The 25,467-nt window shown below is 67.9% G+C and carries 21 protein-coding genes, 1 other RNA gene and 1 riboswitch; of the genes, 14 read left to right on the top strand and 8 right to left on the bottom strand.

The features are described from left to right. Positions 1–149: 149 nt before the first annotated feature. Together ssrA and aroQ are read left to right on the top strand one after the other, a co-directional pair. Positions 150–519: a transfer-messenger RNA gene (gene ssrA / locus G328_RS16085) on the top strand. Between the two features lie 363 nt (positions 520–882). Next, positions 883–1,395 (top strand): type II 3-dehydroquinate dehydratase, encoded by a 513-nt coding sequence (aroQ, locus tag G328_RS13830; protein WP_019617782.1) that lies wholly within the window; start codon positions 883–885, stop codon positions 1,393–1,395. 34 nt (positions 1,396–1,429) lie between these two features. Here the strand turns inward: aroQ and G328_RS0102545 are convergent, their stop codons facing one another. Further along, entirely contained in the window at positions 1,430–2,650 is a 1,221-nt protein-coding gene (locus tag G328_RS0102545) for a cobalamin-independent methionine synthase II family protein (RefSeq protein WP_019617781.1), read from the bottom strand. A 139-nt stretch (positions 2,651–2,789) separates the two neighbouring features. On the opposite strand from G328_RS0102545, the gene G328_RS13825 reads away from it, so the two are divergent. Further along, positions 2,790–4,223 (top strand): MFS transporter, encoded by a 1,434-nt coding sequence (locus G328_RS13825; protein ID WP_019617780.1) that lies wholly within the window; start codon positions 2,790–2,792, stop codon positions 4,221–4,223. 9 nt (positions 4,224–4,232) lie between these two features. Here G328_RS13825 and G328_RS0102535 read toward each other — a convergent pair whose 3' ends face one another. From G328_RS0102535 to aroA, 3 genes are read right to left on the bottom strand one after another with little or no spacing between them, the layout of a single operon-like run. After that, the gene (locus tag G328_RS0102535) at positions 4,233–5,048 is read right to left on the bottom strand and encodes an inositol monophosphatase family protein (RefSeq protein WP_019617779.1); all 816 of its coding nucleotides are present in this window, start codon (positions 5,046–5,048) and stop codon (positions 4,233–4,235) included. A 28-nt stretch (positions 5,049–5,076) separates the two neighbouring features. Continuing rightward, a complete protein-coding gene (rsgA, locus tag G328_RS0102530; RefSeq protein ID WP_019617778.1) occupies positions 5,077–6,141 on the bottom strand; it encodes a ribosome small subunit-dependent GTPase A in 1,065 nt (354 codons plus the stop codon). A gap of 16 nt (positions 6,142–6,157) precedes the next feature. Next, on the bottom strand, positions 6,158–7,585 hold the full coding sequence (gene aroA / locus G328_RS0102525; RefSeq protein ID WP_019617777.1) for a 3-phosphoshikimate 1-carboxyvinyltransferase: 1,428 nt from the start codon (positions 7,583–7,585) through the stop codon (positions 6,158–6,160). A gap of 62 nt (positions 7,586–7,647) precedes the next feature. Between aroA and G328_RS0102520 the strand changes: the two genes are divergently transcribed. Further along, a complete protein-coding gene (locus G328_RS0102520) occupies positions 7,648–8,316 on the top strand; it encodes a sigma-70 family RNA polymerase sigma factor (RefSeq protein ID WP_019617776.1) in 669 nt (222 codons plus the stop codon). Beyond that, complete coding sequence (locus G328_RS0102515) at positions 8,313–8,549, top strand: zf-HC2 domain-containing protein (protein WP_019617775.1); 237 nt, start codon at positions 8,313–8,315, stop codon at positions 8,547–8,549. The genes G328_RS0102520 and G328_RS0102515 overlap by 4 nt, the downstream gene beginning before the upstream one ends. A 58-nt stretch (positions 8,550–8,607) precedes the next feature. Here the strand turns inward: G328_RS0102515 and thiE are convergent, their stop codons facing one another. Continuing rightward, positions 8,608–9,282 (bottom strand): thiamine phosphate synthase, encoded by a 675-nt coding sequence (gene thiE, locus G328_RS0102510; RefSeq protein ID WP_019617774.1) that lies wholly within the window; start codon positions 9,280–9,282, stop codon positions 8,608–8,610. 14 nt (positions 9,283–9,296) lie between these two features. Then, positions 9,297–9,397: riboswitch (TPP riboswitch) on the top strand. On the opposite strand from thiE, the gene thiO reads away from it, so the two are divergent. The 4 genes from thiO to G328_RS0102490 all read left to right on the top strand — a co-directional run bounded on the left by thiO (position 9,389) and on the right by G328_RS0102490 (position 12,797). After that, a complete protein-coding gene (gene thiO, locus G328_RS0102505) occupies positions 9,389–10,537 on the top strand; it encodes a glycine oxidase ThiO (protein WP_019617773.1) in 1,149 nt (382 codons plus the stop codon). (Overlaps the previous riboswitch by 9 nt.) After that, entirely contained in the window at positions 10,534–10,821 is a 288-nt protein-coding gene (thiS, locus tag G328_RS0102500) for a sulfur carrier protein ThiS (RefSeq protein ID WP_019617772.1), read from the top strand. The genes thiO and thiS overlap by 4 nt, the downstream gene beginning before the upstream one ends. Before the next feature lie 3 nt (positions 10,822–10,824). Further along, on the top strand, positions 10,825–11,619 hold the full coding sequence (locus G328_RS0102495; RefSeq protein WP_019617771.1) for a thiazole synthase: 795 nt from the start codon (positions 10,825–10,827) through the stop codon (positions 11,617–11,619). Then, on the top strand, positions 11,616–12,797 hold the full coding sequence (locus tag G328_RS0102490; RefSeq protein ID WP_019617770.1) for a ThiF family adenylyltransferase: 1,182 nt from the start codon (positions 11,616–11,618) through the stop codon (positions 12,795–12,797). The genes G328_RS0102495 and G328_RS0102490 overlap by 4 nt, the downstream gene beginning before the upstream one ends. A gap of 40 nt (positions 12,798–12,837) precedes the next feature. Here the strand turns inward: G328_RS0102490 and G328_RS0102485 are convergent, their stop codons facing one another. Then, the gene (locus G328_RS0102485; RefSeq protein WP_275401662.1) at positions 12,838–16,518 is read right to left on the bottom strand and encodes a multifunctional oxoglutarate decarboxylase/oxoglutarate dehydrogenase thiamine pyrophosphate-binding subunit/dihydrolipoyllysine-residue succinyltransferase subunit; all 3,681 of its coding nucleotides are present in this window, start codon (positions 16,516–16,518) and stop codon (positions 12,838–12,840) included. Between the two features lie 181 nt (positions 16,519–16,699). Between G328_RS0102485 and guaB1 the strand changes: the two genes are divergently transcribed. Genes guaB1 through G328_RS13820 form a run of 5 tightly spaced genes read left to right on the top strand, consistent with a single transcriptional unit; the run spans position 16,700 to position 22,799 of the window. Further along, complete coding sequence (gene guaB1 / locus G328_RS0102480) at positions 16,700–18,130, top strand: GMP reductase (RefSeq protein WP_019617768.1); 1,431 nt, start codon at positions 16,700–16,702, stop codon at positions 18,128–18,130. 26 nt (positions 18,131–18,156) lie between these two features. Beyond that, positions 18,157–19,512 carry a hemolysin family protein gene (locus G328_RS0102475; RefSeq protein ID WP_019617767.1) on the top strand — a complete coding sequence of 452 codons (1,356 nt, stop codon included), beginning with the start codon at positions 18,157–18,159 and terminating at the stop codon, positions 19,510–19,512. Next, entirely contained in the window at positions 19,509–20,543 is a 1,035-nt protein-coding gene (locus tag G328_RS0102470) for a hemolysin family protein (protein WP_019617766.1), read from the top strand. Before G328_RS0102475 ends, G328_RS0102470 begins: the two co-directional genes overlap by 4 nt. Positions 20,544–20,580: 37 nt before the next feature. Then, a complete protein-coding gene (locus G328_RS0102465; protein ID WP_019617765.1) occupies positions 20,581–21,486 on the top strand; it encodes an ADP-dependent NAD(P)H-hydrate dehydratase in 906 nt (301 codons plus the stop codon). Continuing rightward, on the top strand, positions 21,483–22,799 hold the full coding sequence (locus G328_RS13820; protein ID WP_019617764.1) for a glycosyltransferase 87 family protein: 1,317 nt from the start codon (positions 21,483–21,485) through the stop codon (positions 22,797–22,799). The genes G328_RS0102465 and G328_RS13820 overlap by 4 nt, the downstream gene beginning before the upstream one ends. 4 nt (positions 22,800–22,803) lie before the next feature. Here G328_RS13820 and metX read toward each other — a convergent pair whose 3' ends face one another. Next, positions 22,804–24,051, bottom strand: a complete 1,248-nt coding sequence (gene metX, locus G328_RS0102455; protein ID WP_019617763.1) for a homoserine O-acetyltransferase MetX — start codon at positions 24,049–24,051, stop codon at positions 22,804–22,806. 26 nt (positions 24,052–24,077) lie between these two features. After that, positions 24,078–25,370, bottom strand: coding sequence for a bifunctional o-acetylhomoserine/o-acetylserine sulfhydrylase (locus G328_RS0102450; RefSeq protein WP_019617762.1), 1,293 nt, complete (start codon positions 25,368–25,370; stop codon positions 24,078–24,080). Positions 25,371–25,467: the final 97 nt, after the last annotated feature.

Below are 25,467 nucleotides of genomic sequence, written 5' to 3'. Positions count from 1 at the left end.
AGTCGACGGCGAAAACGAGCGACCGAAGCCGACAAATCAGGCTGGGGTTGCAGACCGCACTTGGGCTCCGCGTCCGGATGGAATAGGATGATGAGTCCCGGTGTTGCATCGGGCATAACTCAATAGCGATGCAAGAGCTTCGCAGTCTCGGGGATGATCGGTTTCGACATCGTTGGGGAAACTGCGTGAAGCGGGTCGAGGACGCGGGGTTATCTCGTTAACGCCCCTCGCAACCAATAAGTGCCAATAACAAGCGCACTGACTTCGCCCTCGCTGCCTAAGTAGCGAGCCCGAGTCCGTCAGCCCAGGTTCGTGTTCGGCCTGGATCCTGACGTCATTTTGAACACTTGCTGTGGAGTCGTGTTGCAGGGCTCCGCGGGACTCTTACTGTGACTGGGTTCGTCGGCCAAGGTGTTTGCCCCAATGGCCGGAACCGAGCAACGCGTTTGGCAAACTGCACCCGGAGAAGCCGCAGACTCGTCGCGATGGACGGGGGTTCAATTCCCCCCATCTCCACGTTTGTCCTGAGTCGCGACATCGTTTACATACGAGTCGCGGCTCAGGACTTTTTTGTTGGCTTGGCGGTTGACGTGTGACGCTGCGCTGGTGAGTCGGGTCATCTTCGCGATCGCGTGGTCATTGTGGCGGAGGTGCGGCGGCCGAGCCAGCCCCACCCATCCGCCCGCGCGCCCATCCGCCGTGCCCATCCGCCCCGCTATCTCCGCAACTGACGGCAATTCGCGGCTTTTCTCTTCAAAATGCCGCGAATTGCCGTCAGTTCGCGGAGGTGCAGGCGTTAGAAACGCCCCGTCCGGTCGCCAGTTTCTGGCGAACCGACGGGGCATTGTCGTGCGCGGGGCGCTGCGGCCTACACTGCATCGCATGCGCATCTTCGTTCTCAACGGCCCGAACCTCAACACGCTCGGGACTCGGAATCCCGAGGTCTACGGCACCGAGACGCTCGCCGATGTCGAGCGTCGCTGCGAGCGTCGTGCCGACGAGCTCGGCGTGACGGTCGAATGCTTCCAGACGAACCACGAGGGCGAACTGGTGGAACTCGTGCAGCGCGCCCGTACCGAGGCGGGCGGCATCGTGCTCAACGCGGGCGCCTACACGCACACGTCGGTTGCGCTCCATGACGCACTCGAATACGCGCAGACGCCAACCGTCGAGGTGCACCTGTCGAACGTGCACCGCCGGGAAGCCTTCCGGCACCACTCCTACGTCTCCCCGCAGGCAGAGGCCGTCATCGCGGGCGCCGGCGCCCTCGGCTACGAGCTTGCCCTCGAGTACCTCGCCGACAAGCACGCTGGCGGCAGCGCCGGAGCCGGTTCCGCGAGCGAGCAGCCGTTCGACCGCATCAAGAATCTCCGCGACATCACGTTCGAGAGCTGAATCGCGGGCGGCTGCTCGCTGCGCCGTCGCCGGGTCAGCCGTACAGACGCTTGGTTGCGCGTTCGGCGCCCGCGGTGAGCGACTCGAGCTTCGCCCAGGCGATGTCGGGGTGCACTCGCCCGCCGAGTCCGCAGTCAGTCGACGCGATCACGCGGTCGGCGCCGACGACCGAGGCGAACTGCTCGATACGGTCGGCGACGAGTTCGGGATGCTCAACGACGTTGGTCGAGTGCGACACCAGGCCCGGCACGATGAGCTTGCCGGCGGGGAGTTCGACATCGCGCCACACCTTCCATTCGTGCGCGTGACGCACGTTCGCCGCCTCGAATGAGTACGAGCCAGCATCGATCGTGAGCATCTGCTCGACGAGGTGCCGGAACTCGATGTCGGTGGTGTGCGGGCCGTGCCACGAACCCCAGCAGAGGTGAAAGCGCACCTGCTCGGCGGGCAGCCCCTTGAGTGCGTAGTTGAGGGCATCGACACGCACCTGCGTGAAGGCGAGGTAGTCGTCGACGGACGGCTCCGGCACGACCTGATCCCAGCTCTCGGCGATCGACGGGTCATCGATCTGCACGATGAACCCGGCATCTACGATCGCCCGGTATTCCTCCTTGAGCGCCTCGGCACACGCCCAGACGACCTCTTCATCGCTGCCGTAGTGGGTGTTCTTGAGTCGCGCGGCCGAGCCCGGCGACAGGGCGGCGACAAAGCCGGTCTGCGAGGCGCCGAGCTCATTGAGCGCCGAGCGAAGGCCAGCCACGTCAGCGGCGACGGCGTCGTGCCCGATGTACTCGATGGGGCCCGTGATCGAGGGCGGGTTCATCGGCTTGCGCCCCGCGAGCACACCATTCTCTGGATCGAGGTAGGCGTCGCGGAAGCGGGCGCGATCCCGCCGATGCGCGAACGAGGCCAGTCGCACGGCACCCGGCTCCGACGTGATCACGTCGTCGTCGGTCTCCTGCCAGCGGTCACCCTGGGCGGGCGTGAGGCCGGAAAGACGGGTGAACGAGTAGTTCCACCACCCGCCATAGTCGACCGCCTGCGTCATGAGGTGCCCGTATTCGCCATCGTTCACGATGTCGATCCCGGTGTCGAGCTGCCGCTTGACGACCCCGACGACCTCGTCGTGCAACACGCTCGTGAACTCATCCCACCCGAGATTGCCCGCCTGGTGGCGCGCGTTCGTCTCGAGGAGGCGCTTCGTTCTGGGGAGCGAGCCAACGTGGCTCGTGAGAATCCGGTCGGTCGACATCATTGCCCTTCGGTTGCGGTTTCTGTCACCGTACGCCTCGGAAATCATGCCCAAGTGCGGGGATGTCAAACGGGGTCACAATCCTTGACGTCGGGCTCGCTGGCTTCCCCGCGACGATCAGTCGGACGACTAGACTGCACTAGTGCAGAATTCCGGAACGACCGAGCAAAATCGCTGGCCAGCCTTCATCGTCTGCATCGCCGTCGCGATCGCCACGATTCTCGACCTCGTCAAGGTCAACGTCGCATTGAGCCCGATCGAGCACACGCTCGGGGCAGGGACATCCGAGGCCCAGCTCATTGTTGCCGGGTACATCCTCGCGTTTGGCATCCTGCTCGTACCGATGGGGCGGCTCGGCGACATCTGGAACCGCAAGGCGATGTTCGTCATCGGCCTGTCGATCTACGTGTTTGCGAGCGCGTGCTGCATGCTCGCCGCCGAGCCGTGGCAACTCGTCGCCGCACGCTTTGTGCAGGGCACGGCGGCGGGGGTGCTCATGCCCCAGGTGATCGGCCTCATTCAGAACCTGTTTCAGGGGCCGGAGCGCGGCGCGGCGTTCGGCATCTTCGGCGCATCCATCGGCCTCGGCACTGCGTTCGGTCCGACCATCGGCGGCCTGCTCATCGCGACGTTCGGTGAAGAGTGGGGTTGGCGCTGGATCTTCGGTATGAACGTGCCGCTCGGCCTACTCCTGCTGCCGTTCGCGATTTGGCTGCTCCCGGGCCGCCAGCGCCACCAGGGCGGCACCGAGCTCGATCTCCCCGGCGTCGTGCTCATGGCAGCCACCGTGTTGTTCACGATGCTGCCGTTCGTGCTCACCTCGGGTGGTGCCGACGACAACCCGGCCCGCTGGTGGCTGCTCGTCGGGGGCGCGGCGTCGGCAATTGCATTCTGGCTGTGGGAACGCCGCTACGTTGCGGCGGGCAAGAGCCCCGTGATCGATTTCCGGCTCTTCAAGCACCCGTCGTATCGCTGGGGCGTGATCATCACGACCCTCTACTTCGCGATGATGCCGCCGATGTTTCTCGTCATGACCCTCTACAACCAGGAGGGCCTCGGTCACGCACCGGTTGTTGTCGGCATGATCACGATTCCGTTCGCGGTCGTGTCGGCGATCGTCTCGGGCGCGGTTGGCCGGTTCACGTTCAAGTACGCGGCGCCAATGGTGCTGCTCGGGATCGGCATTTTCGCGGTCGCGCTCGTCGGCATGGTCATCGCGGGCGAATACGCACCGGCCGAATCGATGCCCTGGATCATGGCAATCGTGCTCGGGTTCGGCGGCGTCGGCGCCGGCATGGTGATGCCCGCGAATCAGATGCGCACGGTGAAGGATGTGCCACTCGAGTCGGCGGGTGTCGGCGGCTCGTTCATGCAGGTCGGGCAGCGGCTTGGCAACGCGATGGGCATTGCGATTGCGACCTCGGTGTTCTTCTCGATCGCCGTCGGCGGGGGAGTCGACCACTATCGGTCGGCATACCTCTGGTCGATGGTGTTCGTACTCGGCGTTGCGATCACGGCGGTGGGGTTCGCCCTGCTCGACTTCTTCGCGCACCGTCGTTCGGCGGGCGCACGCTAGCGGGCCGCGCTAATCGCCGGCGAGGATGCGACGCGCCTCGTCGTGGAGTTCGCCGTTGGTCGCAAGCGCTGAGCCGTGCCACGGGCCCGGGCGGCCATCGACCGAGGTGAAGGTACCGCCGGCCTCTTCGACGATCGGGACGAGCGCCGCCATGTCGTAGGGCTGGAGTCCGACCTCGCACGCGATCTCGTACGCGCCCTCGGCCACGAGCATGTACGGCCAGAAATCACCGACCGTGCGCGAACGCCAGGCGCGCTCGTTGAGCTCGAGAATCGGCTCGACGCGTCCCTCCTCCTGCCAGTACTTCAGGGAGCCATAACTCACCTGCGCGTCGGCGAGCGACTCGACGCCCGACACCTCAATGCGTCGATCGGTCGCGGTGTCGGAGTCGGCGAGGTCATCGTCGAGGTAGGCGCCGAGGCCGGTCGCACCCCACCATCGGCGATTCAGCGCGGGTGCCGAGACGACACCGACTTCGGGCGTGCCGTCGACGACGAGGGCGATGAGTGTCGCCCAGATCGGTACGCCGCGCATAAAGTTCGCGGTGCCGTCGATGGGGTCGATGATCCACTGCCGCTTCGAGGTGCCCTCGGTGCCGAACTCTTCGCCGTACACCGAATCGCTCGGCCGCTCGGTGGCGAGCCGCTCGCGAATTGCCTGCTCGACCGCTCGATCGCCGTCGGTGACGTGCGTGCGGTCTTCCTTCAGGTACACCCCGAGGTCGCGATCGGTGAAGTACCGCATCGAGATCTCGTCGGCGATGTCGGCGAGCTGCCGCGCGAGTCGCAGGTCAGCGGTGATGGGGTGCAGCAGTTCGAGGGCCATAGCTGGATTATCGCAGCATGGCAGCGGCTCACGCCTCTGACGCGCGCATCGAGACGAGCAGTCGGCGCAGCGACGCGATGCGGGTCGCGTCGAGCTCGTCGAGGCGACCGTCGGCGACGGCAGCGTCGAGCTCACAGTCCGGCGCACCCTCGAGGTGCGTGCATCCCCGTGGGCACTCCTCAACGATGGCGGAGAGTGATTCGAAGGGGCGGAACACCGCGTCGTCGGCGACATGGCCCAGCCCGAATGACCGAACGCCCGGGGTGTCGATAATCCACCCGCCACCGCGCACGGGGAGTGCGAGCGACGATGAGCTTGTATGGCGGCCGCGGCCCGTGACCTCGTTGACGTGCCCGGTGGCACGGTCGGCCTCGGGCACAAGCGCGTTCACGAGCGTGGACTTCCCGACGCCGGAGTGCCCCACCATGACGGTGACCGAGCCCCGCAGCGAATCGAGGAACTCGGCACTCGGCTGCTCGCCGAGCGCCGACATATACACCGGCACGTCGAGCGGCGCGACGAGCTGCTGCACCGGCTCGGGTGAAGCGAGGTCGGTCTTCGTGATCATCACCACGGGCTCGATGCCTGCGTCATAGGCGGCAACGAGATAGCGGTCGATGAGCCGGGGCCGCGGTTCGGGCTGGGCCGCAGCGATCACGACGCAGAGCCGGTCGGCATTCGCGACGATGATCCGCTCGACGGTGTCGGAGTCGTCCGCCGAGCGTCGCAGGAGCGAGGCGCGCGGCTCGACACGAACGATGCGCGCGAGCGTGCCCGCGTTGGCCGAGACGTCGCCGACGAGCCACACCGTGTCGCCGACGACAACCGACTTCTTGCCGAGTTCTCGGGCGGTCGTCGCGGTCACCTCGCGCGAAGCACCCGCCGCCTGCCCGGCGATCACGGGTGCCTCGGCACCGACGAGCACCGTGTAGCGCCCGCGGTTCACGGTCGTTACGAACCCGGGTACCGCATCCTCATGCCGCGGCCGTTCCTTCGTGCGCGGTCGCGAGCCGCGACGCTGGGGCCGTACACGCACCCGGTCTTCGTCGAAGTCCCCGTACTGGTCGTACGCGTCGGTTCGGCTCCAGCCCACGGTTAGCGATGCCCCATCACGAGAACTCGAGGAGGTCGTCGACACCAACCGAGGTGTCGCCGGGGTCGCCAGTGAGCAGCGTGCGCCACATGCCCGGGAAATCCGGGAGGGTCTTCGTCGTCGTCGCCACGTCGTCGAGCTGAATTCCGTCGACCGCGAGGCCAATGAGCGCGCCGGTCGTCGCCATGCGGTGGTCGCCGTAGCACTGCCACAGCGCCGGCCGCAGGGCTCCAGGGCGGATGCGCAGCCCATCTTCGGTCTCGTCGACCTCGGCACCGACGCGGGTCAGTTCGGCCGCGAGGGCGGCAAGTCGGTCGGTCTCGTGGCCGCGGAGGTGTCCAATGCCCATCAGACGGCTCTCCCCGTCGCACAGCGCGAGGAGACCCGCGATGTTCGGCGCGAGCTCGCCGCCGCGCGAGAGATCGAGGTCGAGGCCCTGCGGCCGATTGCCCGCCACAATGCCCCGTTCGACGCGGCAGACGAGGTCGCCGTCGTCGAACGAGATCTCGGCACCAAACCGGGGAAGCAGCTCGCGGAGCATGTCGCCGACCTGCGTCGTCGTGGAGGGCCAGTTGGGAATGCGTACCTCGCCGCCGGCGATGACCGCGGCGATCAGGAACGGCGCCGCGTTCGAGAGGTCGGGCTCGACCGTGCGCTCACCGCCAGCGATGGGGCCGGGCTCAACGCGCCAGGTGCGCTCGTCGACGGTCGACGCGTCGACACCACGGGTACGCAACACCTCGAGCGTCATCTCGATGTGGGGGAGCGACGGCAGCGTGGCGCCCGTGTGGCGCAAAGTGAGGCCGTTTGTGAAGCGGGGAGCCGCGAGCAGCAGGCCCGAGACAAACTGGCTCGTCGCGCTCGCATCGATCTCGAGGTCGCCACCGTGTACTTCGCCCGTGCCCTGCACGAGGAACGGCAGCCGGCCTCGCCCGTCGTCGCGCACCTTAACGCCGAGGTCGCGCAGCCCCTGAATCGTGCCGGTCATCGGGCGGACGCGCGCCGCATCGTCGCCGTCGAAGGTAACGGGGCCAACCGCGAGCGCGGCGATCGGCGGCACGAAGCGCATAACGGTGCCCGCGAGCCCGCACTCGATCGAGACCCCGCCGGTGAGTTCGTCGGCCGGCGTAATGACAAGGTCATTGGCGCCACCGCGCACTGCTGGCCGCGACTCAACGCCCGTCCCGAGCTCGGCGACTGCGTCGAGCATGAGCTGCGTGTCGCGGGCGTGGAGCGGGGCGTGGAGCGTGGTCGGCGCATCCGCCAGCGCGGCCGCGACGATCTCGCGGTTCGTGAGCGACTTCGAACCGGGAATCTCGACGCGCGACGCGAGCGGGGCTTCGGCACGGGGCGCCGACCAATAGCCCGGCTCGGCGGAGGCGGGGTCGCCAACGCCGTCACCGTAGAGGTCGAACTCAGGGCCGGAATATCTGAAGATCTCCATCGGTTGAACAGACTATCGCGAGCAACCGCCCGCGAGCCGCAGCCCGGCAGAATAGGAGCCGCATGATCGCAGTGCTTACCGGCCCTCCGGCCGTAGACTCGGTGACGATGAACTCCAGTGATGACGCACCGCAGACCGGGTCGGTGCAGACGGAATCCGATCGGCCGCTCGCCGAGCTCTTCGCCGAGCAGGCAATCCCGCTGCTCGACCAGCTCTACGGGCACGCCATGCGGATGACCCGGAACCCCGCCGATGCGCAGGACCTCGTGCAGGAGACCTTCACGAAGGCCTTCCAATCGTTCGCCTCGTTCCGGCAGGGAACGAACCTCCGCGCCTGGCTCTACCGCATCCAGACGAACCTCTACATCAACACGTACCGCAAGCAGCAGCGCACGCCCTACCAGAACTCGCTCGAAGAGCTCGAGGACTGGCAGCTCGGCGGCGCGGAGTCGTACACCGGCACGACGAGCTCGCGCTCGGCCGAGGCCGAGGCGATCGACAACCTGCCATCGACGGTCGTCAAGGATGCGCTGGCCGAGATCCCCGAAGAGTTCCGTCAGGCGGTGCTGCTCGCCGACGTGCAGGGCTTCGCGTACAAGGAGATCGCGGAAATCATGGACACTCCGACCGGCACGGTCATGAGCCGACTGCACCGAGGGCGCAAGCTCTTGCGTGAGCGGCTGCGTGACTATGCCGGGGAGTATGGAATTGGAAAGGAGCGAGACGCATGACCGACTGTGGTTGTGACAAGGCTCGGCAGGAGCTCGAGGAATACCTGCGCAACGAAATCTGCAGCATGGATCGCGACGTCATCAAGGAGCACCTCGCGACGTGCGAGGACTGCTCGGGTGAGGCCCACGTGAATCAGATGATCACCCAGGTGGTGCGACGCTCGTGCAACGAAGATGTCGCACCGGCCGACCTCCGCGATCGCGTGCTCGCCTCTCTTCGGGGCGACGCGTAGCAGCGCACGGCGACGCGCCTCGCGTACCGCGGGGCGTCGGGCGTGACGCCACTCGCGGTCAGGCGGCCAGGGCGCGGGCCGCGGCAGCCGGATCCGTCGCCTCGGTGACGGCGCGCACGACGACGATGCGCTCGGCACCAGCCTTGCGCACCGCGTGCAGCCGCTCGCCTGCGGCGACCCCGCCGATCGCGAACCACGGCTTGCGGGCCGCCTCGGCGGCGAACCGTACGAGCTCGAGGCCGACGCCCGGTCGCCCGAGCTTCGTGGGGGTCTCCCACACGGGGCCCACGCAGAAGTAGTCGAGCCCCGGGTCGTCGTTCGCGGCGAGCACCTGCTCGTGGGAGTGCGTCGAGCGGCCGATGAGCACCGACTGGCCGACGAGCGCTCTCGCGTCGGGCGTGGCGAGGTCGCCCTGCCCGACGTGGAGCACGTCGGCGCCCGAAAGCAAAGCGATGTCGGCCCGATCGTTCACGGCGAACAGCGCGTCGTGGCGCTCCGCGATGCCGGCGAGCGTCCGCAGCCGCTCGAGCTCGGCGGCCGCCTCAAGGCCCTTGTCGCGCAACTGCACGATGCCCGCCCCGCCGGAGTAGGCGGCGTCGAGGAACTCCGGGAGATCGTCGCGATCGGTCCGCGCATCCGTGCAGACGTAGAGCCGCGTCGCGGCGAGTTTCGCGAGCCGCTCCGCCCGGGTTCGGTGAGGTCTCGACGTCGGGTCTTGGCGCGGTGCGGTCATGCGCCTACAGTAGAGGAATCGTTCGCGGGAGCCCGATTCGGGCTGAGAGGGCTGAGTGCCGACCGCTAGACCTGATGCGGATCATGCCGCCGGAGGGAGAACCGTCATGGCGGACGCCGTTGTCGTGGGCGCTGGGATCATCGGGCTCAGCACCGCGTTCCGACTCGTCGAGCGTGGCTGGAGCGTGCGAGTCTGCGACCCCGCGCCGGCCATGGGCGCGACCCGGGCCGCGGCGGGGATGCTCGCGCCGGCCGCCGAGGTTGTCTGGGGCCAGGAGGCGCTCTGGCCGCTCATGCGTGACTCGGCTGAGCTGTATCCGGAGCTCGTCGAGCGCGTCGAATCGGTGACGGGCATGGCGGCGGGGTATGTCCGCAACGAGACCGTCGTGGTCGGGCTCGACGCGGCCGATCGCCTGGCACTCGACGAACTCACGAAGCAGCAGACGGCATTCGGCATGCGCGCCGAGCGCCTCGATGCACTGGCGGCGCGCCGGCTCGAACCGGCGCTCGGCCCCGGCGTCGTCGGCGGGGTCCGGCTGCGCGACGACCACCAGCTCGACCCGCGGCGGTTCACCGGGGCTCTGCTCGCGTGGCTCGGCGACCGCGTTGTTCGGGAGCCCGTGCGTTCGCTCCGCCGGGTCGACGGGACGACACGCGGCGTGATCCTCGCCGACGGTACCGAGATCGCCGCCGAGCAGACGGTCATCGCGACAGGACGCGCGCTGTTGCCGGAACTGTCGCAACTGCCCCTGCGGTCGGTGCATGGCGACATCCTTCGGCTACGGTTCGCGCCCGAACGCCCGCCCCTCATCGACCGCACCGTGCGAGCCCTCGTGCGCGGCCGCCCCTGCTATGTCGTGCCGCGACCGGGTGGGGAGCTCGTGGTCGGGGCGACGTCGCGCGAGGACGGCCGAGACGGGGTGAGCGCCGAGGGCGTGCATCGGCTGCTCGAGGATGCGCGGCGAGCGCTCCCAGGCCTGCTCGAGGCCGACCTCGCCGAGACAATGGTCCGCGCGCGCCCGGGCACGCCCGACGACCTGCCGCTCATCGGGCGCATCGACGATGGCGCGGTGGTGTCGACGGGCTACTTCCGGCACGGCATCCTGCTCGCGCCGCTCGGCTCGGCCCTCACTGCGGCACTGACGACGGGGGAGCCGGTAGACCCGAGCACGCTGCGGGCGGTCGACCCGGAGCGGTTCGCAATGGCCGGCGCAGGAGCCCCGAACCCATCCCACCACGAGGAGGAACAGGAATGACGAAGACCGAAAACGTCGCCGCCGAGAAACGTGCGGTACCGGAACGCATCGCCATCACGGTCAACGGAGAACCCGTAGAGGCAATCGCGGGCGGCACGCTCCTCGCGCTCGTCGCGGAGCGGATCGGCCGACCGCTCGACGAACGCGGCGTCCCGCTCGACGGGAACCGACTCGGCATCGCGGCGGCCGTCGGCGGCGCCGTCGTGCCGCGCAGCCGCTGGGGCGTCACGGCACTGGCAGCCGGCGACGAGGTCGAGATCGTCACGGCGGCGCAGGGAGGCTGAGCGATGACCGAACGCGACGATCACGAGCCCCTCCGCATCAACGGCGTCGAGCTGCGCAGCCGGCTCATCATGGGAACCGGCGGCGCGACGTCGCTCGCGAGCCTCGAACAGGCGCTCGTCGCCTCCGGCACCGAGCTCACCACCGTCGCGCTGCGACGCTACCGTCCCGGCCCGGGCTCGGCGATGTTCGAGCTGCTCGCGCGTCTCGGGATGCGCCTGCTGCCGAACACGGCAGGCTGCTACACGGCGCGGGATGCGGTGTTTACGGCGCAGATGGCCAGGGAAGCGCTCGAGACGAACTGGGTGAAGCTCGAGGTTATCGCCGACGAGGACACGCTGCTTCCCGACCCCCTCGAGCTCGCCGACGCAGCCGCCCGGCTCGTCGACGATGGCTTCGTCGTCTTCGCCTACACCAACGACGATCCGGTGCTCGCCCGGAGGCTCGAAGATCTCGGTGTCGCCGCCGTGATGCCGCTCGGGTCGCCGATCGGCACCGGCCTCGGCATCCTGAACCCCCACAACATCGAGTTGATCGCGAGCCGCGCGAGCGTGCCGGTCGTGCTCGACGCGGGCATCGGCACCGCCTCCGACGCGGCCCTTGCGATGGAGCTCGGCTGTGACGCGGTGCTACTCGCAAGCGCGGTCACCCGGGCCCACGACGTGCCACTGATGGCCGAGGCGATGCGGGATGCGGTGCGCGCGGGCTGGCAGGCCGCGCGGGCCGGTCGCATCCCGCGGCGTACGCTCGCGCTCGCCTCCTCGCCGAACGAGGGCCGGATGGCCGAGGTGGCGATGTGATCGTGCCACGAACCACGACGCCGCGTCGCCTTCCCCCGCTCGTCGAACCCGGGCCGCCGCTCGACCCCGACGAGCTCGCGAGGTACTCGCGCCAGCTCTCGCTGCCCGGGATCGGCCCGGAGGGTCAGCGGCGCCTGCGCGCCGCGCGGGTGCTCGTGATCGGCGCGGGCGGCCTTGGCGCCCCGGTACTTCAGTACCTCGCCGCCGCGGGCGTCGGGGCGATCACCGTTATTGACGATGACGTCGTCGAGTCGTCGAATCTGCAGCGCCAGGTCATCCATCGCGACGCCGACCGGGGCCGAAGCAAGGCCGAGTCGGCGCGGGATGCGCTGCGCCGGCTCGATCCCGGCGCGCAGGTGCGGGCGATCCGGGGACGACTCGAGCCGGGGAACGCACTCGAACTGTTCTCGCAGCAGGACCTCGTCATCGACGGCACCGACAACTTCGCGACTCGGTACCTCTCGAACGATGCCGCCGAACTCACGGGCGTGCCGCTCGTCTGGGGCACGATCTTCCGCTTCACGGGCCAGGTGAGCGTGTTCTGGCCCGAGCACGGCCCGATGTTGCGCGACCTGTTTCCCGACATCCCGGCCGCCGACTCCGTGCCGTCGTGCGCCGAGGGCGGCGTACTCGGCGCGCTGTGCGGGGCGGTCGGCAGTACGATGGCGATCGAGGCGGTCAAACTCATCTGCGGCGTCGGCGAGCCGCTCATCGGAAGGTTCTGGCGCACCGACGCGCTCGCCGCGACGACCTCAATCCTCCGGTTCGAGTGCGACCCCGATCGGCCGCGCGTTACGAGCCTCGCCGAGGTCGCGGTCGCGTGCACCGCGGCCCGACCGCTCGACGAGTCGGAGGGCGGGGTCGCGCCCGGCGAAGCGACGGCACTCGCCGATGCCGGGCTCGCTCTGCTCGTCGACGTGCGCGAGGCGTGGGAGCGCGAGATCGCGAGCATCCCGGGCTCGAGGGCCACGCCGCTCGGCGAGCTCGAGGCGCACGGCTGGGCCGCCGTCGGCGAGGTGCCCGAGGGCATGACCGTCGTGCTCTTCTGCAAGACCGGAGTCCGGTCGCAGCGGGCCCGCGCCGCGCTGCTCGACGAGGCGCCACGAGAGGTGCGCTCGCTCACGGGCGGGATCGTCGGCTGGCACGAAGCGACGAACGGCGCTCCGCTCGTCTACTGAGACGAGCAGAGCGCCGTGCGGGGCCGCGTGGTGCGGTTGGCTAGCTTCCGAGCGCGCCCTCGATTAGGGCGAGCTGCTGCTCCTGGTGTGCCTTCATCGTGCCGGCCGAGGGCGCCGAGGCCTCGGCACGCGTTACGGCCGTGAGTTCGCGGTCGAGCGCGGGCGCGAGCTGCGCCAGCAGGTAGGGCCAGGCCCCCTGGTTGCGCGGCTCCTCCTGTGCCCAAACGATCTCGGCGTTCGGGTACTGCGCGAGCACGCCGAGCAGCTCCTCGAGGGGCAGGGGGAAGTACTGCTCGAGGCGAACGAGCGCCACCGAACGATCGCCCGACTTCTCGAGCTGCTGCTCGAGGTCGTAGTGCAGCTTGCCCGAGTGGAGCACGACCCGCTTCACCGCGGCCTTGTCGTCGATGCGCTTGTCATCGATGACCGGCTGGAACTTGCCCTGGGTGAACGCCTCGGTCGGCGAGGTCGCACCGCGCAGGCGAAGCATCGACTTCGGCGTGAAGACGATGAGCGGCTTACGCGGCCGCGCGTACGCCTGGCGTCGAAGCAGGTGGAAGTAGTTGGCGGGCGTTGACGGTTGCGCGACGGTCATATTGTCTTGCGCGGCGAGCTGCAGGAACCGTTCGATACGGGCCGACGAGTGGTCGGGGCCCTGGCCCTCGTAGCCGTGGGGGAGCAGGAGCACGACGCTCGAGCGCTGTGCCCACTTCTGCTCGCTCGACGAGATGAACTCGTCGATCACGGTCTGCGCACCGTTCACGAAGTCGCCGAACTGAGCCTCCCAGAGCACGAGCGCGTCGGGGCGCTCGACCGAGTACCCATACTCGAAGCCGAGCACGGCGTACTCCGAGAGCAGGGAGTCGTAGATCGAGAACTTCGCCTGGTCGTCCGACAGGTTCTGGAGGGGAATCCAGTTCTGGTCGGTCTTGCGGTCGTGCAGCAGGGCGTGCCGCTGCGTGAACGTGCCGCGGCGCGAGTCCTGGCCCGACATGCGCACCGACGTGCCCTCGACGAGCAGCGAACCGAGCGCGAGGAGCTCGCCGTAGGCCCAGTCGATGTCGCCCTCTTCCGACATCTTCGCGCGACGGTCGAGCACGCGCTGCAGCTTCGGGTGCACCGTGAAGCCCTCGGGCGCGGTCGCGTGCGCCTCGCCGATGAGCGAGAGCACCGCCTGCGGCACGGCCGTCGACTCGGGCTCGGAGGGCTGCTGCTCCTCGTTCGCGCCAACGGTCGAGAGCTCCTGCGCCGAAATCGACGCGGTGTGCGCCTCGTGCGTCTCGGCGAAGGCACGCTCGAGCTCCGAGTGGAAGTCAGCCTGAGCCTTCTCGTACTCCTCGAGCGTGAGGTCGCCACGACCGACGAGGTTGTCGGCGTAGAGCTTACGCACCGAGCGCTTGTTCTCGATGAGGTCGTACATGAGCGGCTGCGTCATCGACGGGTCGTCGCCCTCGTTGTGGCCGCGTCGGCGGTACGAGATGAGGTCGATGACCACGTCGCGGTTGAACCGCTGGCGGTAGCGGAACGCGAGCGATGCGACGTGGGCGACGGCCTCGGGGTCGTCGCCGTTCACGTGGAACACCGGTGCCTGAATCGACTTCGCGACGTCCGACGAGTACATCGACGTGCGCGCATCCTGCGTCGAGGTCGTGAAGCCGACCTGGTTGTTGATGATGACGTGAATCGTGCCGCCCGTGCGGTACGCACGCAGCTGCGACATCTGCAGGGTCTCGTAGACGATGCCCTGGCCGGCCATCGCCGCGTCACCGTGCACGAGAACCGGCAGCACCGAGAAGTCCTGCGTGTCGTGACGATCCTGCTTCGCGCGGGCGATGCCCTCGAGCACGCCGTCGACGGCCTCGAGGTGCGAGGGGTTCGCCGCGAGGTAGATCGGCAGCTCGCCGCCCTTCGATGACGTGTACGTGCCCTCGATGCCGAGGTGGTACTTCACGTCGCCCGACCCGGTGACCTTGCCAGCCTTCGCGCCCTCGAACTCACGGAACATCTGGTTGTAGGTCTTGCCCGCGATGTTCGTGAGCATGTTGAGGCGGCCTCGGTGGGCCATGCCCATGACGATCTCGGTGATGTTGTCGTCGACCGCGTCCTGCCCGATCTGGTCGATGAGCGCGATGACCGACTCCGAGCCCTCGAGCGAGAAGCGCTTCTGGCCGACGTACTTCGTCTGCAGGAAGGTCTCGAACGCCTCGGCCTGGTTGAGCTTCGTGAGGATGCGCAGCTGCTCGTCGTGCGTCGGCGCAACGTACGGGTGCTCGAGTTCCTCCTGGAACCAGGTGCGCTGGTCGGGGTCCTGAATGTGCATGTACTCGATGCCGATCGTGCGGCAGTACGTGTCGCGCAGGATCCCGAGGATGTCGCGCAGCTTCATCATGCGCTTCGTACCGAAGCCAGCCGTGACGAACTGACGCTCGAGGTCCCAGAACGTGAGACCGTGCGATTCGATCTCGAGGTCGGGGTGGGTGCGCTGCACGTAGGTGAGCGGGTCGATGTCGGCCATCATGTGGCCGCGCACGCGGAACATGTTGATGACCTGCTGCACGCGCGCGGTCTTGTTGATCGCGGCCGCGACGTCGACGTGCACGTCCTTCGACCAGGTGATCGGCTTGTAGGGGATGCGGAGCGACGAGAAGATGCTCTCGTAGAAGCCGTCGCCACCCGTAAGCAGGTCGGAGACGATCTTGAGGAACTCGCCCGAGCCAGCGCCCTGAATCACGCGGTGGTCATAGGTCGACGACACCGTGAGGCGCTTCGAGATCGCGAGGTTGTCGATCGTCTCCTGCGCCATTCCCTGGAACGCAGCCGGGTAGTCGAGCGCACCCGCACCGATGATGCAACCCTGGCCGCGCGTGAGACGCGGGGCCGACTGCACGGTGCCGATACCACCCGGGTTCGTAAGCGAGATTGTGGCGCCCGCGTGATCGGCGGCAGTGAGCTTGCCGTCGCGACCCTTCTTGATGAGCTCCTCGTACGCCTCAAGGAACTCCCGGAAGTTCATCTCTTCGGCGGCCTTGATGCTCGGCACGACGAGACCGCGCGAGCCATCCTTGTTCTGCACGTCGATCGCAATACCGAGGTTGACGTGGGGCGGGGTCACGATCGAAGGCTTGCCGTCGACGATGTCGTAGAAGACGTTCTGGCTCGGGAACTTCGCGAGCGCCCGCACGAGCGCGTATCCGAGCAGGTGCGTGAACGAGACCTTGCCGCCGCGGGTGCGACGCAGGTGGTTGTTGATCACGATGCGGTTGTCAATCATGAGCTTCGCGGGAATCTCGCGGTAGCTCGTCGCGGTCGGGATCGACAGCGAGTCGTCCATGTTCTTGGCGATCGCCTTCGCCATGCCCTTGAGCGCGGCGGTCTCCGCCTGGCGCTCAGGCTGGTCGTCCTTCTTCGCCTTCGCGGGCGCCTCGGCCGGGATCGGCGCGGCGGCTGCCGGACGCGCGGTGGTGCGGCTCTGCTTCGTTGCGGGAGCTGCGGGCGCGGCGGGAGTCGACTCGGTTGATGCGGCGTGCTTCGGCTGCGCGGGAGCCTTCGAGGCGGCGGGCTTTGCGGGAGCCGCAGGCTTCGACGGCGCCGCCTGCTGGTTCTGCGCGGCCTCGTAACGCTCAAGCGTCGGCCACCAGGCCTTGTCAACGCTGTTGCGATCCTCTCGGAACCTCGCGTACATCTCCTCTACGAGCCAGTCATTGGCTCCGAAGTCTGGCACTGAGCTAATGGATTCCGAACCGGTGGTCGTCGACACGCGAAAATCGCCGCCTTCTTCTCGAATTGAAGTTTTTGCTGGAGAGCCGATGCAATCCCAATCGGGTGTCAAGCCTAACGACTTTTCCCGTCGGACACCTACATGTCTCGGAGGTGGGGATTGTGGAAAAGATTAGGCTTCGGGTATGCAGTTTTACGGCCAGGTTCCGCAGCACGACCTCACCTACTCTGACGTGTTTCTCGTGCCCTCCCGCTCCGACGTCGGGTCGCGGCTCAACGTCGATCTCAGCACGACCGACTCGACCGGGATGCGCATCCCGCTCGTCGCGAGCAACATGAACGCCGTATCGGGGGAGCGGATGGCCGCGACCCTCGCGCGCCGCGGCGGCCTCGCGGTGCTGCCGCAGGACCTCGATGACGAGGCCGTGCTCGAGCAGCTGCGCTGGGTGAAGGCGCAGGACCCGCGGCTCACCGCGCCGTTCCGTTTTGCGCCCGACACGACCGTGGGCGAGGTGCTGACGCACGTGCCGGCGGTGGCCGGTCAGGGCGTCGCGCTCGAGGCGGATCGAGAGATCGAGGCGATCGTGCAGGCGAGCGATCTCGAACGTATTCCGGCCGACGCGAGCCTGAGCGACCTGAGTCACCTCGCGGCCGAAGTAATAGATGTATCGGACGATGTGAGATCGACATTCAACACGCTCGAAGACCTGCCGGGGCATTTTGCTGCGGTGCGACGCGGCGGGCGCATCGTCGGCGCACTCTCGCAGGCAGATGCGCTCCGCTCGAGCATTTACCCCGCCGCGGTGGATGATCAGGGGCGACTGCGGGTCGCCGCGGCGGTCGGCATCAACGGTGACGTCGTTGGGCGCGCAGAGCGCCTCGTCGAGGCCGGTGCCGACGTGCTCGTGCTCGACACGGCCCACGGTCACCAGGCCGGCATGCTCAGCGCGATCGAACGGGTGCGAGGCGCCGAACTCGGCGTACCGATCGTCGCGGGCAATGTTGTCTCCGCAGCGGGCACGCGCGACCTCGTGAGCGCCGGCGCGAACATCATCAAGGTGGGCGTTGGACCGGGCGCTATGTGCACGACGCGCATGATGACCGCGGTTGGTCGCCCGCAGTTCTCGGCCGTGCTCGAGTCCGCCGACGAGGCGGCAAAGTATGGCGCGAGTGTTTGGGCCGACGGTGGGGTGCGCTACCCGCGCGATGTCGCCCTCGCAATTGCCGCGGGCGCCGGTGCGGTCATGATCGGCTCGTGGTTCGCCGGCACCGTCGAGGCGCCGGGCACCGTGCTCCACGACGAGCAGGGGCGCCGATACAAGGAGTCGTTTGGCATGGCGTCGTCTCGCGCAGTTGCCGGTCGCTTCAGCAAACTCGACCCGTTCGACCGGGCTCGCAAACTCCTGTTCGCCGAGGGAATCTCGACCTCGACCATCCTCATCGACCCCGAACGGCCGAGCGTCGACGACCTCATCGACATGATCACGACCGGGCTGCGTTCGAGCTTCACCTACGCGGGCGCCAGCTCGATTCGCGAATTCTCGGAGCGCGCGAAGGTCGGGCTGCAGTCGGCGGCGGGCTACGAAGAGGGGAAGCCGCTGCCGGTCTCCTGGTAGCCACACTGGTAATATTCGGCGCAACTATGGACTGGTTACTCCTCGCGGTCGGGATTGCGCTCTGCTTCGGAACCGGCGTCTTCGTCGCGACGGAGTTCACGCTCGTCAATCTCGACCGCAACGACCTCGAGCTTCGGCAACAGCGCGGCGAAAAGCGACTCGGCCCCGTCATTGCCGCGCTCAAGCACACGTCGACGCACCTCTCGAGCGCGCAGCTCGGCATCACCCTCACGACGCTGCTCACGGGCTACACGATGGAGCCCGCGATCACGAGCCTGTTCGGCGACCTCTTGATCGGGCTTGGTGTCGCGCCCGACTGGGTCTCGGCCGTCGGTACGGTCATCGCGATGCTCATCGCGACGATGCTCTCGATGGTGATCGGTGAGCTGATCCCGAAGAACTTCGCGCTGTCGCTGCCGCTCGCACTCGCGAAGATCGTCGTGCCGGTCCAAAACCTCTTCACCGCGGTGTTCAAGCCGGCCGTGCTGGTGCTGAACGGCTCGGCGAACGGCATCATCCGGTCGATGGGCGTCGAGCCGCAGGAGGAGCTTTCTGGAGCGCGGACGGCCGAAGAACTCTCGAGCCTCGTGCGGCGCAGCGCCCTCGTCGGCGTGCTTGACTCCGACCGAGCCGTGCTGCTGAATCGCACTCTGCGCTTCAACGAGCTCACGGCCGAAGACGTCATGACGCCGCGATCGCGGGTACAGACGATTCAGGCGAACGCGACTGTGGCCGACCTCATCCAGCTCGCGCACGCCACCGGGTTCTCGCGCTTCCCAGTCGTTGAAGACGACGTCGACGACATCACCGGGATTGCCCACATCAAGTACGCCCTCGCGGTACCTCGAGAACGTCGCGCGAGCGTTCCCGTTGGCGCGATTAAAGACGATGCGGTGTTCGTACCCGAGACACTGACCGTGGATACGGTGCTCGGGCAGGTGCGCAGCGAGGGCTACCAGATGGTGATCGTGCTCGACGAGTACGGCGGCACCGCGGGGGTCGTCACGCTCGAGGACCTCGTCGAGGAGATCGTCGGCGACCTCGTCGACGAGCACGACCACGCGCAGGTGGAGATCATCCGTCGGCGTGACCGAATCAGTATTGACGGGCTGTTGCGGCCCGACGAACTGCGTGAGCGACTCAACATTCACCTCGATGAGGACGGCCCGTTTGAGACCCTCGGCGGCTACATCATGAGCGCGCTCGGGCGGGTTCCCGAGGTCGGGGACTTCGTCGAGCATCCCGAGGGGCGCTTCGAAGTCGAAGCGATGGATGGCCGCCGCACCGACCGGCTCACGTTCATCCCCGGGCCCGACTACGTGAGCCGTGAAGAAAAACTCCGCCGAGACCGGCCTGACGAAGAGCGGAGCTCGCACTCGTGAACGACTTCATGGGCATCGTCTGGCTGGTCGTGCTGCTGCTCGGCAACGCCTTCTTCGTCGGCGCCGAGTTTGCCGTGATTTCGGCGCGGCGCTCGCAGATCGAACCTCGCGCCGAGCGGGGCTCGCGCTCGGCGCAGACCGCGCTGTATGCGATGGAGCACGCAACGCTCATGCTCGCGACGAGCCAGCTCGGCATCACGATCTGCTCGCTGCTGATTCTCAACGTGTCGGAACCCGCGATTCACCATCTGCTCGAGGGTCCCTTGGCGTGGACCGGCATGAGCGTCGAATGGGTCTCGGTCGCGGCGTTCGTCATCACGCTGGTACTCGTCACGTATTTGCACGTCGTGTTCGGCGAGATGGTGCCGAAGAACCTCGCGTTTTCGGTGCCAGATCGCGCCGTGCTGCTCCTCGCGCCGCCGCTCGTATTCGTGTCGAAGCTGTTCCGCCCCATCATCTGGCTGTTGAACGAGATCGCGAACCTCACGATCCGCGCGTTTGGTGTGAAACCGAAGAACGAGGCGACGAGTGCGTACACGTTCGACGAGGTGGCTGGCATCGTCGAACAGTCGACACGAGAGGGCATCCTTGCGGATGAAGCGGGCACGCTCGCGAACACGTTCGAGTTCACGTCGAAGCGCGTGCGCGAGGTCGCGGTACCGGTCGGCGAGATTCGCGCGCTGCCCATGGGATGCTCGCCTCACGACCTGCAGCGGGCCGTCGCCGAGTACGGCTTTTCGCGGTACGTGATTGCCGACGACGGCGGCCCCGTTGGCTACGTGCACATCAAGGACCTGCTCGACATTCCCGACGAGGTCTTCGAGGACCCGCTCGAGCAGTCGCGCATTCGCTCGCTCACCTCGGTGTACGAGGGCAGCGAACTCGAGGATGCGCTCGCGACGCTCCGGCGCACGGGCCGTCACCTCGCCCGGGTCGTGAGTAAAACGGGCGAGAACACCGGTGTGCTCTTCCTCGAAGACGTGATTGAGGTGCTCGTCGGCGAAGTGCACGACGCGACGGCACGGCGCTGACCGCATTGCCGGTAGATTGGCTGTGATGAACCTGCCAATGACTGACGAGCGATTCCGTACGGTGGTGGCCGCCGACGTGCGCGCAACGCTTGCGTTGCCTTGTGAGGCCGACAATAAGTATCGGCGCGGCGTCGTGCAGCTTGCGACGGGTTCGGCGACGTACCCGGGCGCAGCAGTACTGAGCGCCCAGGCGTCGGCGCGAGCCGGCGCTGGCATGGTGCGCTATGCCGGCCCCGAGCGGGTCGCGAGCGCGGTACTCGCCGTGCGGCCAGAGGTCGTGCACGGGCACGGCAAGTTTCACAGCCTCGTGATTGGTTCGGGCATTCCCGACGCGCGCGACGACGAGCGCCGCGAGTTGCTCGTCGAGGCGCTCGACGCGGGGATCCCCGCGGTGGTGGATGCCGGCGCGCTCACGCTCGTCGAACCCGGCATGCCGGGCGTCGTCATCACGCCGCACGCGAAGGAGCTCGCGGCGCTCATGCATCGCCTTGGGCTTGCCGACTGGTCGGCCGATGACATTGCCGCGTCGAAGGGCGAGGCCGCGGTCGAGGCATCCGAGCTGCTCGGCTGCACGGTGCTGCTGAAAGGCCGGGTGACCTACGTCGTCGAGGGCGAGGACCGCCGCCGGATCTTCGCGCCGAACTCCTGGCTCGCCACCGCCGGCACCGGCGACGTGCTGTCGGGCATTATCGGCGCCCTGCTCGCCGGCCAGCGCGGTCGCGACGAGCAGCCGTGCCTCGCGGCGACCGTCGCGGCGGGTGCGTGGCTGCATGCTCGCGCCGGCTGGCTCGCCTCCCAGACAAACGCGGGCGTGCAGGTCGCGCCCACCACGGTGCACGCCCCGCTGAGCATGCTCGACCACGGCCCGCTCGGCGGGCCCATTCTCGCGTCGGACATTGCGCAGGCGCTCTCCGGTGTGATCGCGGCGGTGCTCGCGAAATGACCCGAAACAACCGCGAGGCCACGCCCTCGGTGCCCCGAAGCACGCGGCGCTTCACGATTCCCCGCCCCGCCTGGTGGACCCTCGAAACCGAACTCTGGGCCCTGTGGCTCCTCTTCATCGGGGTGCACGCGTTCTACGGCTGGATCTCGTCGTGGCACCCCTCCGTGCCCATGAACGACGTCACGGGTGTCTACCGCGGGTGGGTCGAGTCGGCAATCGAGACCGGCTCGTTCCCGGGCGTCCACGAAGCCTTCGTGTATCCGGTCGGCGCGCTCGGGCCGATGCTGCTCACCCAGCTGATCGGCCCCGGTGCCTCGTACGGGCTCGCCTGGATGATCATCGTGATCGTGCTCGACTGCATCGCCCTGTGGTGGCTTACGCTGCGACAGCGCGACTACGCCACGGCGGCCCTGCACCGCAGCGCGGCCTGGTGGTGGCTCGCGTTCCTCGCGCTGCTCGGCCCAATCGCGATCGGCCGCATCGACACGCTCACGGTTCCGATCGTGCTCATCGCCCTGCTCGAGGTGCGCTCGCGCGTGCGAACGTCGGGCTTCTGGCTCACGATCGGTGCCTGGCTCAAGGTGTGGCCGGCTGCCGCGTTTGCCGCCGCCTTCGCCGTGCTCGAGCGCCGGTGGCGCCTCGTGCAGGGCGCCATCGTCGGCTGCGTCGTCGTCTTGCTGCCCGTCATGGTGTTCAACGGCACCGAGGGGCTCCGCAACGCCTTCAGCTTCGTCACGGGGCAGACGGGCCGCGGGCTTCAGCTCGAGTCGACCGCCGCGAGCGTCTTCCTCGGCCTCAAGGCACTTGGCAACGAGGACTACGAGGTGGAGTTCGACTACGACATCCTCACGCAGCAGATTCACGGGCCCGGCGTCGACCAGGTTGGGGATGTGCTCACCCCGCTCATGTTCGTCGTCGTGCTGCTGCTGCTCGGCCTCGCGTTCTGGTGGCATCGCCGCGGCTCGGGGCTCGCACGGCTCTTCCCCGCGCTACTGCTCGCGCTCGTGACGTCGTTCATCGTGTTCAACAAGGTGGGCTCGCCGCAGTTCGTGACGTGGCTTGCGCCCGTGCTCGTGCTCGGCCTCGTGTGGGACGGCCGCAGGTTCGCGCCGCTCGCGCTCATCGGGCTCGTCATCTCGGCTCTCACGCAGTACATCTACCCGTGGTGTTACTGGGCCGTTGTCGGTGCGTACCCCGAGGGCGCACTCGCGCTGTTCACCCGCAACGCGTTGCTCGTGGTGCTGCTCGTGATCGCGGTCGCGTACATGCGGCCGATCGGCGGGCGGCGCGAAGGGGCCGTGAAGCGCGACTAGCGTCCTAGCGGCTCGCGTCGCCGAAGCTCGTGCCGGCGAGGCTTGCGCCCTCGAGAAACTGACGAATGGCGCCGCCGACCGCGGGAATCTCGAGCAGAAAGCCGTCGTGGCCGAACTGCGAGTGCACCGTGAATGCCTCCGGCCCCGTCACGGAGTTCGGGATGCCGGCAGCGATGCGGTGTTGGGAGTCGAGGCGGAAAAGCGTGTCGGAGTCGACGCCGATCACGAGTGTGCGGGCGCGCACCTGGGCGAGCCCAGCATCCACACCGCCGCGACCGCGGCCGACGTCGTGGGAGCTCATCGCGTTCGCGAGCGTGATGTAGCTGTTCGCGTCGAACCGGCGCGTGAAGCGGTTGCCATGAAAATCGAGGTATGACTCGACCGAGTATCGGCCGTGGCCGCCAGCGGGGGAGACCGACGACTGCCACGACCGGCCGAAACGGTCTTCGAGTTCGGAATCGCTGCGGTAGTTGAGCATGGCCATGCGGCGGGCGAGTGCGAGCCCGCGATACGGGCCCTCGCCGGCACCGGCGTCGTAGTAGTTGCCGTCGCGCCACGCGGGGTCGAGGCGAATCGCGTCGGCCTGCAGCGTATTCTGCGCGATGTTCATCGCGTCGATCGCGGGCGGCGCGCAGAGCACGACGAGGTCGCCGACCCGCTCCGGATACATAATCGCCCACTCAAGCGCCTGCATGCCGCCCATCGAGCCCCCCACGACGGCGCGGAATGTGCGAATCCCGAGGTGATCGGCGAGGGCCGCCTGCGCGCGCACCTGATCACGGATGCTCGTGCGTGGGAATCGTGCACCCCACTCGGTACCGTCGGGCGAAATCGAGGCGGGGCCGGTCGTGCCCTGGCACCCGCCGAGCATGTTCGGGGCGACGACGAACAGCTCGTCGGTGTCGAACGGCATGCCTGGGCCGACCATGCCGGGCCACCAGCCAGCGCTCGATTGGCCGGGGCCCGCGACGCCGGCGACGTGGGTGTCGCCGGTGAGGGCATGACAGATGAGCACCGCGTTCGAACGGTCGGCGTTCAGCTCACCCCAGGACTCGTACGCGACCCGGAGCGGTACCTCGCCTCCCTGCTCGAAGGTGAAGTCACCGAGCGACGCGAACTGCCGATTGCCGGGGTGATCACCCTCCCGCCACGCACCAGTGGCGGGAGGGCGGATCCGTGAGGTTGGACGAGTTTCGGAGTCGCTTCGCCGAGACGGCGGACCCGCGCGAAAATCCTCGTCTGACCACTGCATCCCTGGAGTCTATTGCCTTCCGTTTGCTACGCCGTGACGGCGGCAGCGATCGCCTGCTCGAGGTCGGCCAGGATGTCGTCGATGTGCTCGAGCCCCACCGAGAGACGCACGAGACCCGGAGTAACGCCGGCTTCGAGCTGCTGCTCGGGGCTGAGCTGCGCGTGCGTCGTCGAGGCCGGGTGGGTCGCGATTGACCGCACGTCGCCGATGTTCACGACGTGGCGGAAAAGCTTGACCGACTCGACGAATCGGCGACCCGCGTCGACGCCGCCGCGCAGCTCGAACGCGAGCAGACCGCTCGGTCCGTTCGGCGCGTACTTGCGCGCGAGTTCGTGCCACTGGCTGTCGGGGAGGCCCGCGTAGTTCACGCTCACGACGTCGTCATGGCGGTCGAGCCACTCGGCGACCGCCTGCGCGTTCTGCACGTGCCGTTCCATCCGCAGGCTCAGGGTCTCGATGCCCTGGAGCAGCTGCCACGCCGAGGCGGGCGCGATCGCGGTGCCGAGGTCGCGCAGCAGCTGCACGCGAGCCTTGATGATGTAGGCGACGCCGTCGCCGACCGCGTCGGTGTACGTGAGGTTGTTGTACGTGGGGTCAGGCTGGGTGAGGCCGGGGTAGCGGTCGGCATGCTGCGACCAGGGGAAGCTTCCGCCGTCGACGATGAGGCCGCCAATCACGGCGCCATGGCCGCCGAGGTACTTCGTCGCCGAGTGCAGCACGATGTCGGCGCCGTGCTCGAACGGGCGAACGAGGTAGGGAGTCGCAACCGTGTTGTCGACGATGAGCGGAACCCCGGCCTCGTGGGCCGCGTTCGCGACGGTCTCGATGTCGAGCACGTTGATGGCCGGGTTACCGATGCTCTCGGCGTAGAACGCCTTTGTGTTGGGGCGTACGGCTCGGCGCCACTCTTCGGGGTCGTTCTCGTCGAGCACGAACGTCGTCTCGATGCCCTGGCGGGCCAGCGTGTACTTGAAGAGGTTGTAGGTGCCGCCGTAGATCGAGGTTGACGAGACGATGTGGTCGCCGGCGCCCGCGATGTTGAGAATCGCCAGCGCCTCCGCCGACTGCCCGCTCGAAACGGCGAGCGCCGCGGTGCCGCCCTCTAGGGCCGCAACGCGCTGCTCGAGCACGTCGGTCGTGGGGTTCGTGATGCGGGTGTAGATGTTGCCCGTCTCGGTGAGCGCGAACAGGTTCGCGGCGTGGTCGGCCGAGTTAAAGGCGTAGGCGGTGGTCTGCACGATCGGCGTGATGACCGAGTTCGTCGTCGGGTCGATCTGGGCACCGGCGTGGATCTGACGGGTCTCGAAGCGCTCTGACATTGGGTCTCCTTAGCTGTGGCGGCATTGACACTGCTCGTGTCGCGCTGCGTCCATCCTGCCCGGCGGCCGGGCTCGGCAGAAATCGACCGTAATAGTC

Origin of the sequence: [Zimmermannella] faecalis ATCC 13722 (genome assembly GCF_000381765.1) — a bacterium.
Lineage (GTDB): Bacteria > Actinomycetota > Actinomycetes > Actinomycetales > Microbacteriaceae > Gulosibacter > Gulosibacter faecalis.
This window is presented reverse-complemented; position numbering and strand designations above follow the sequence as displayed.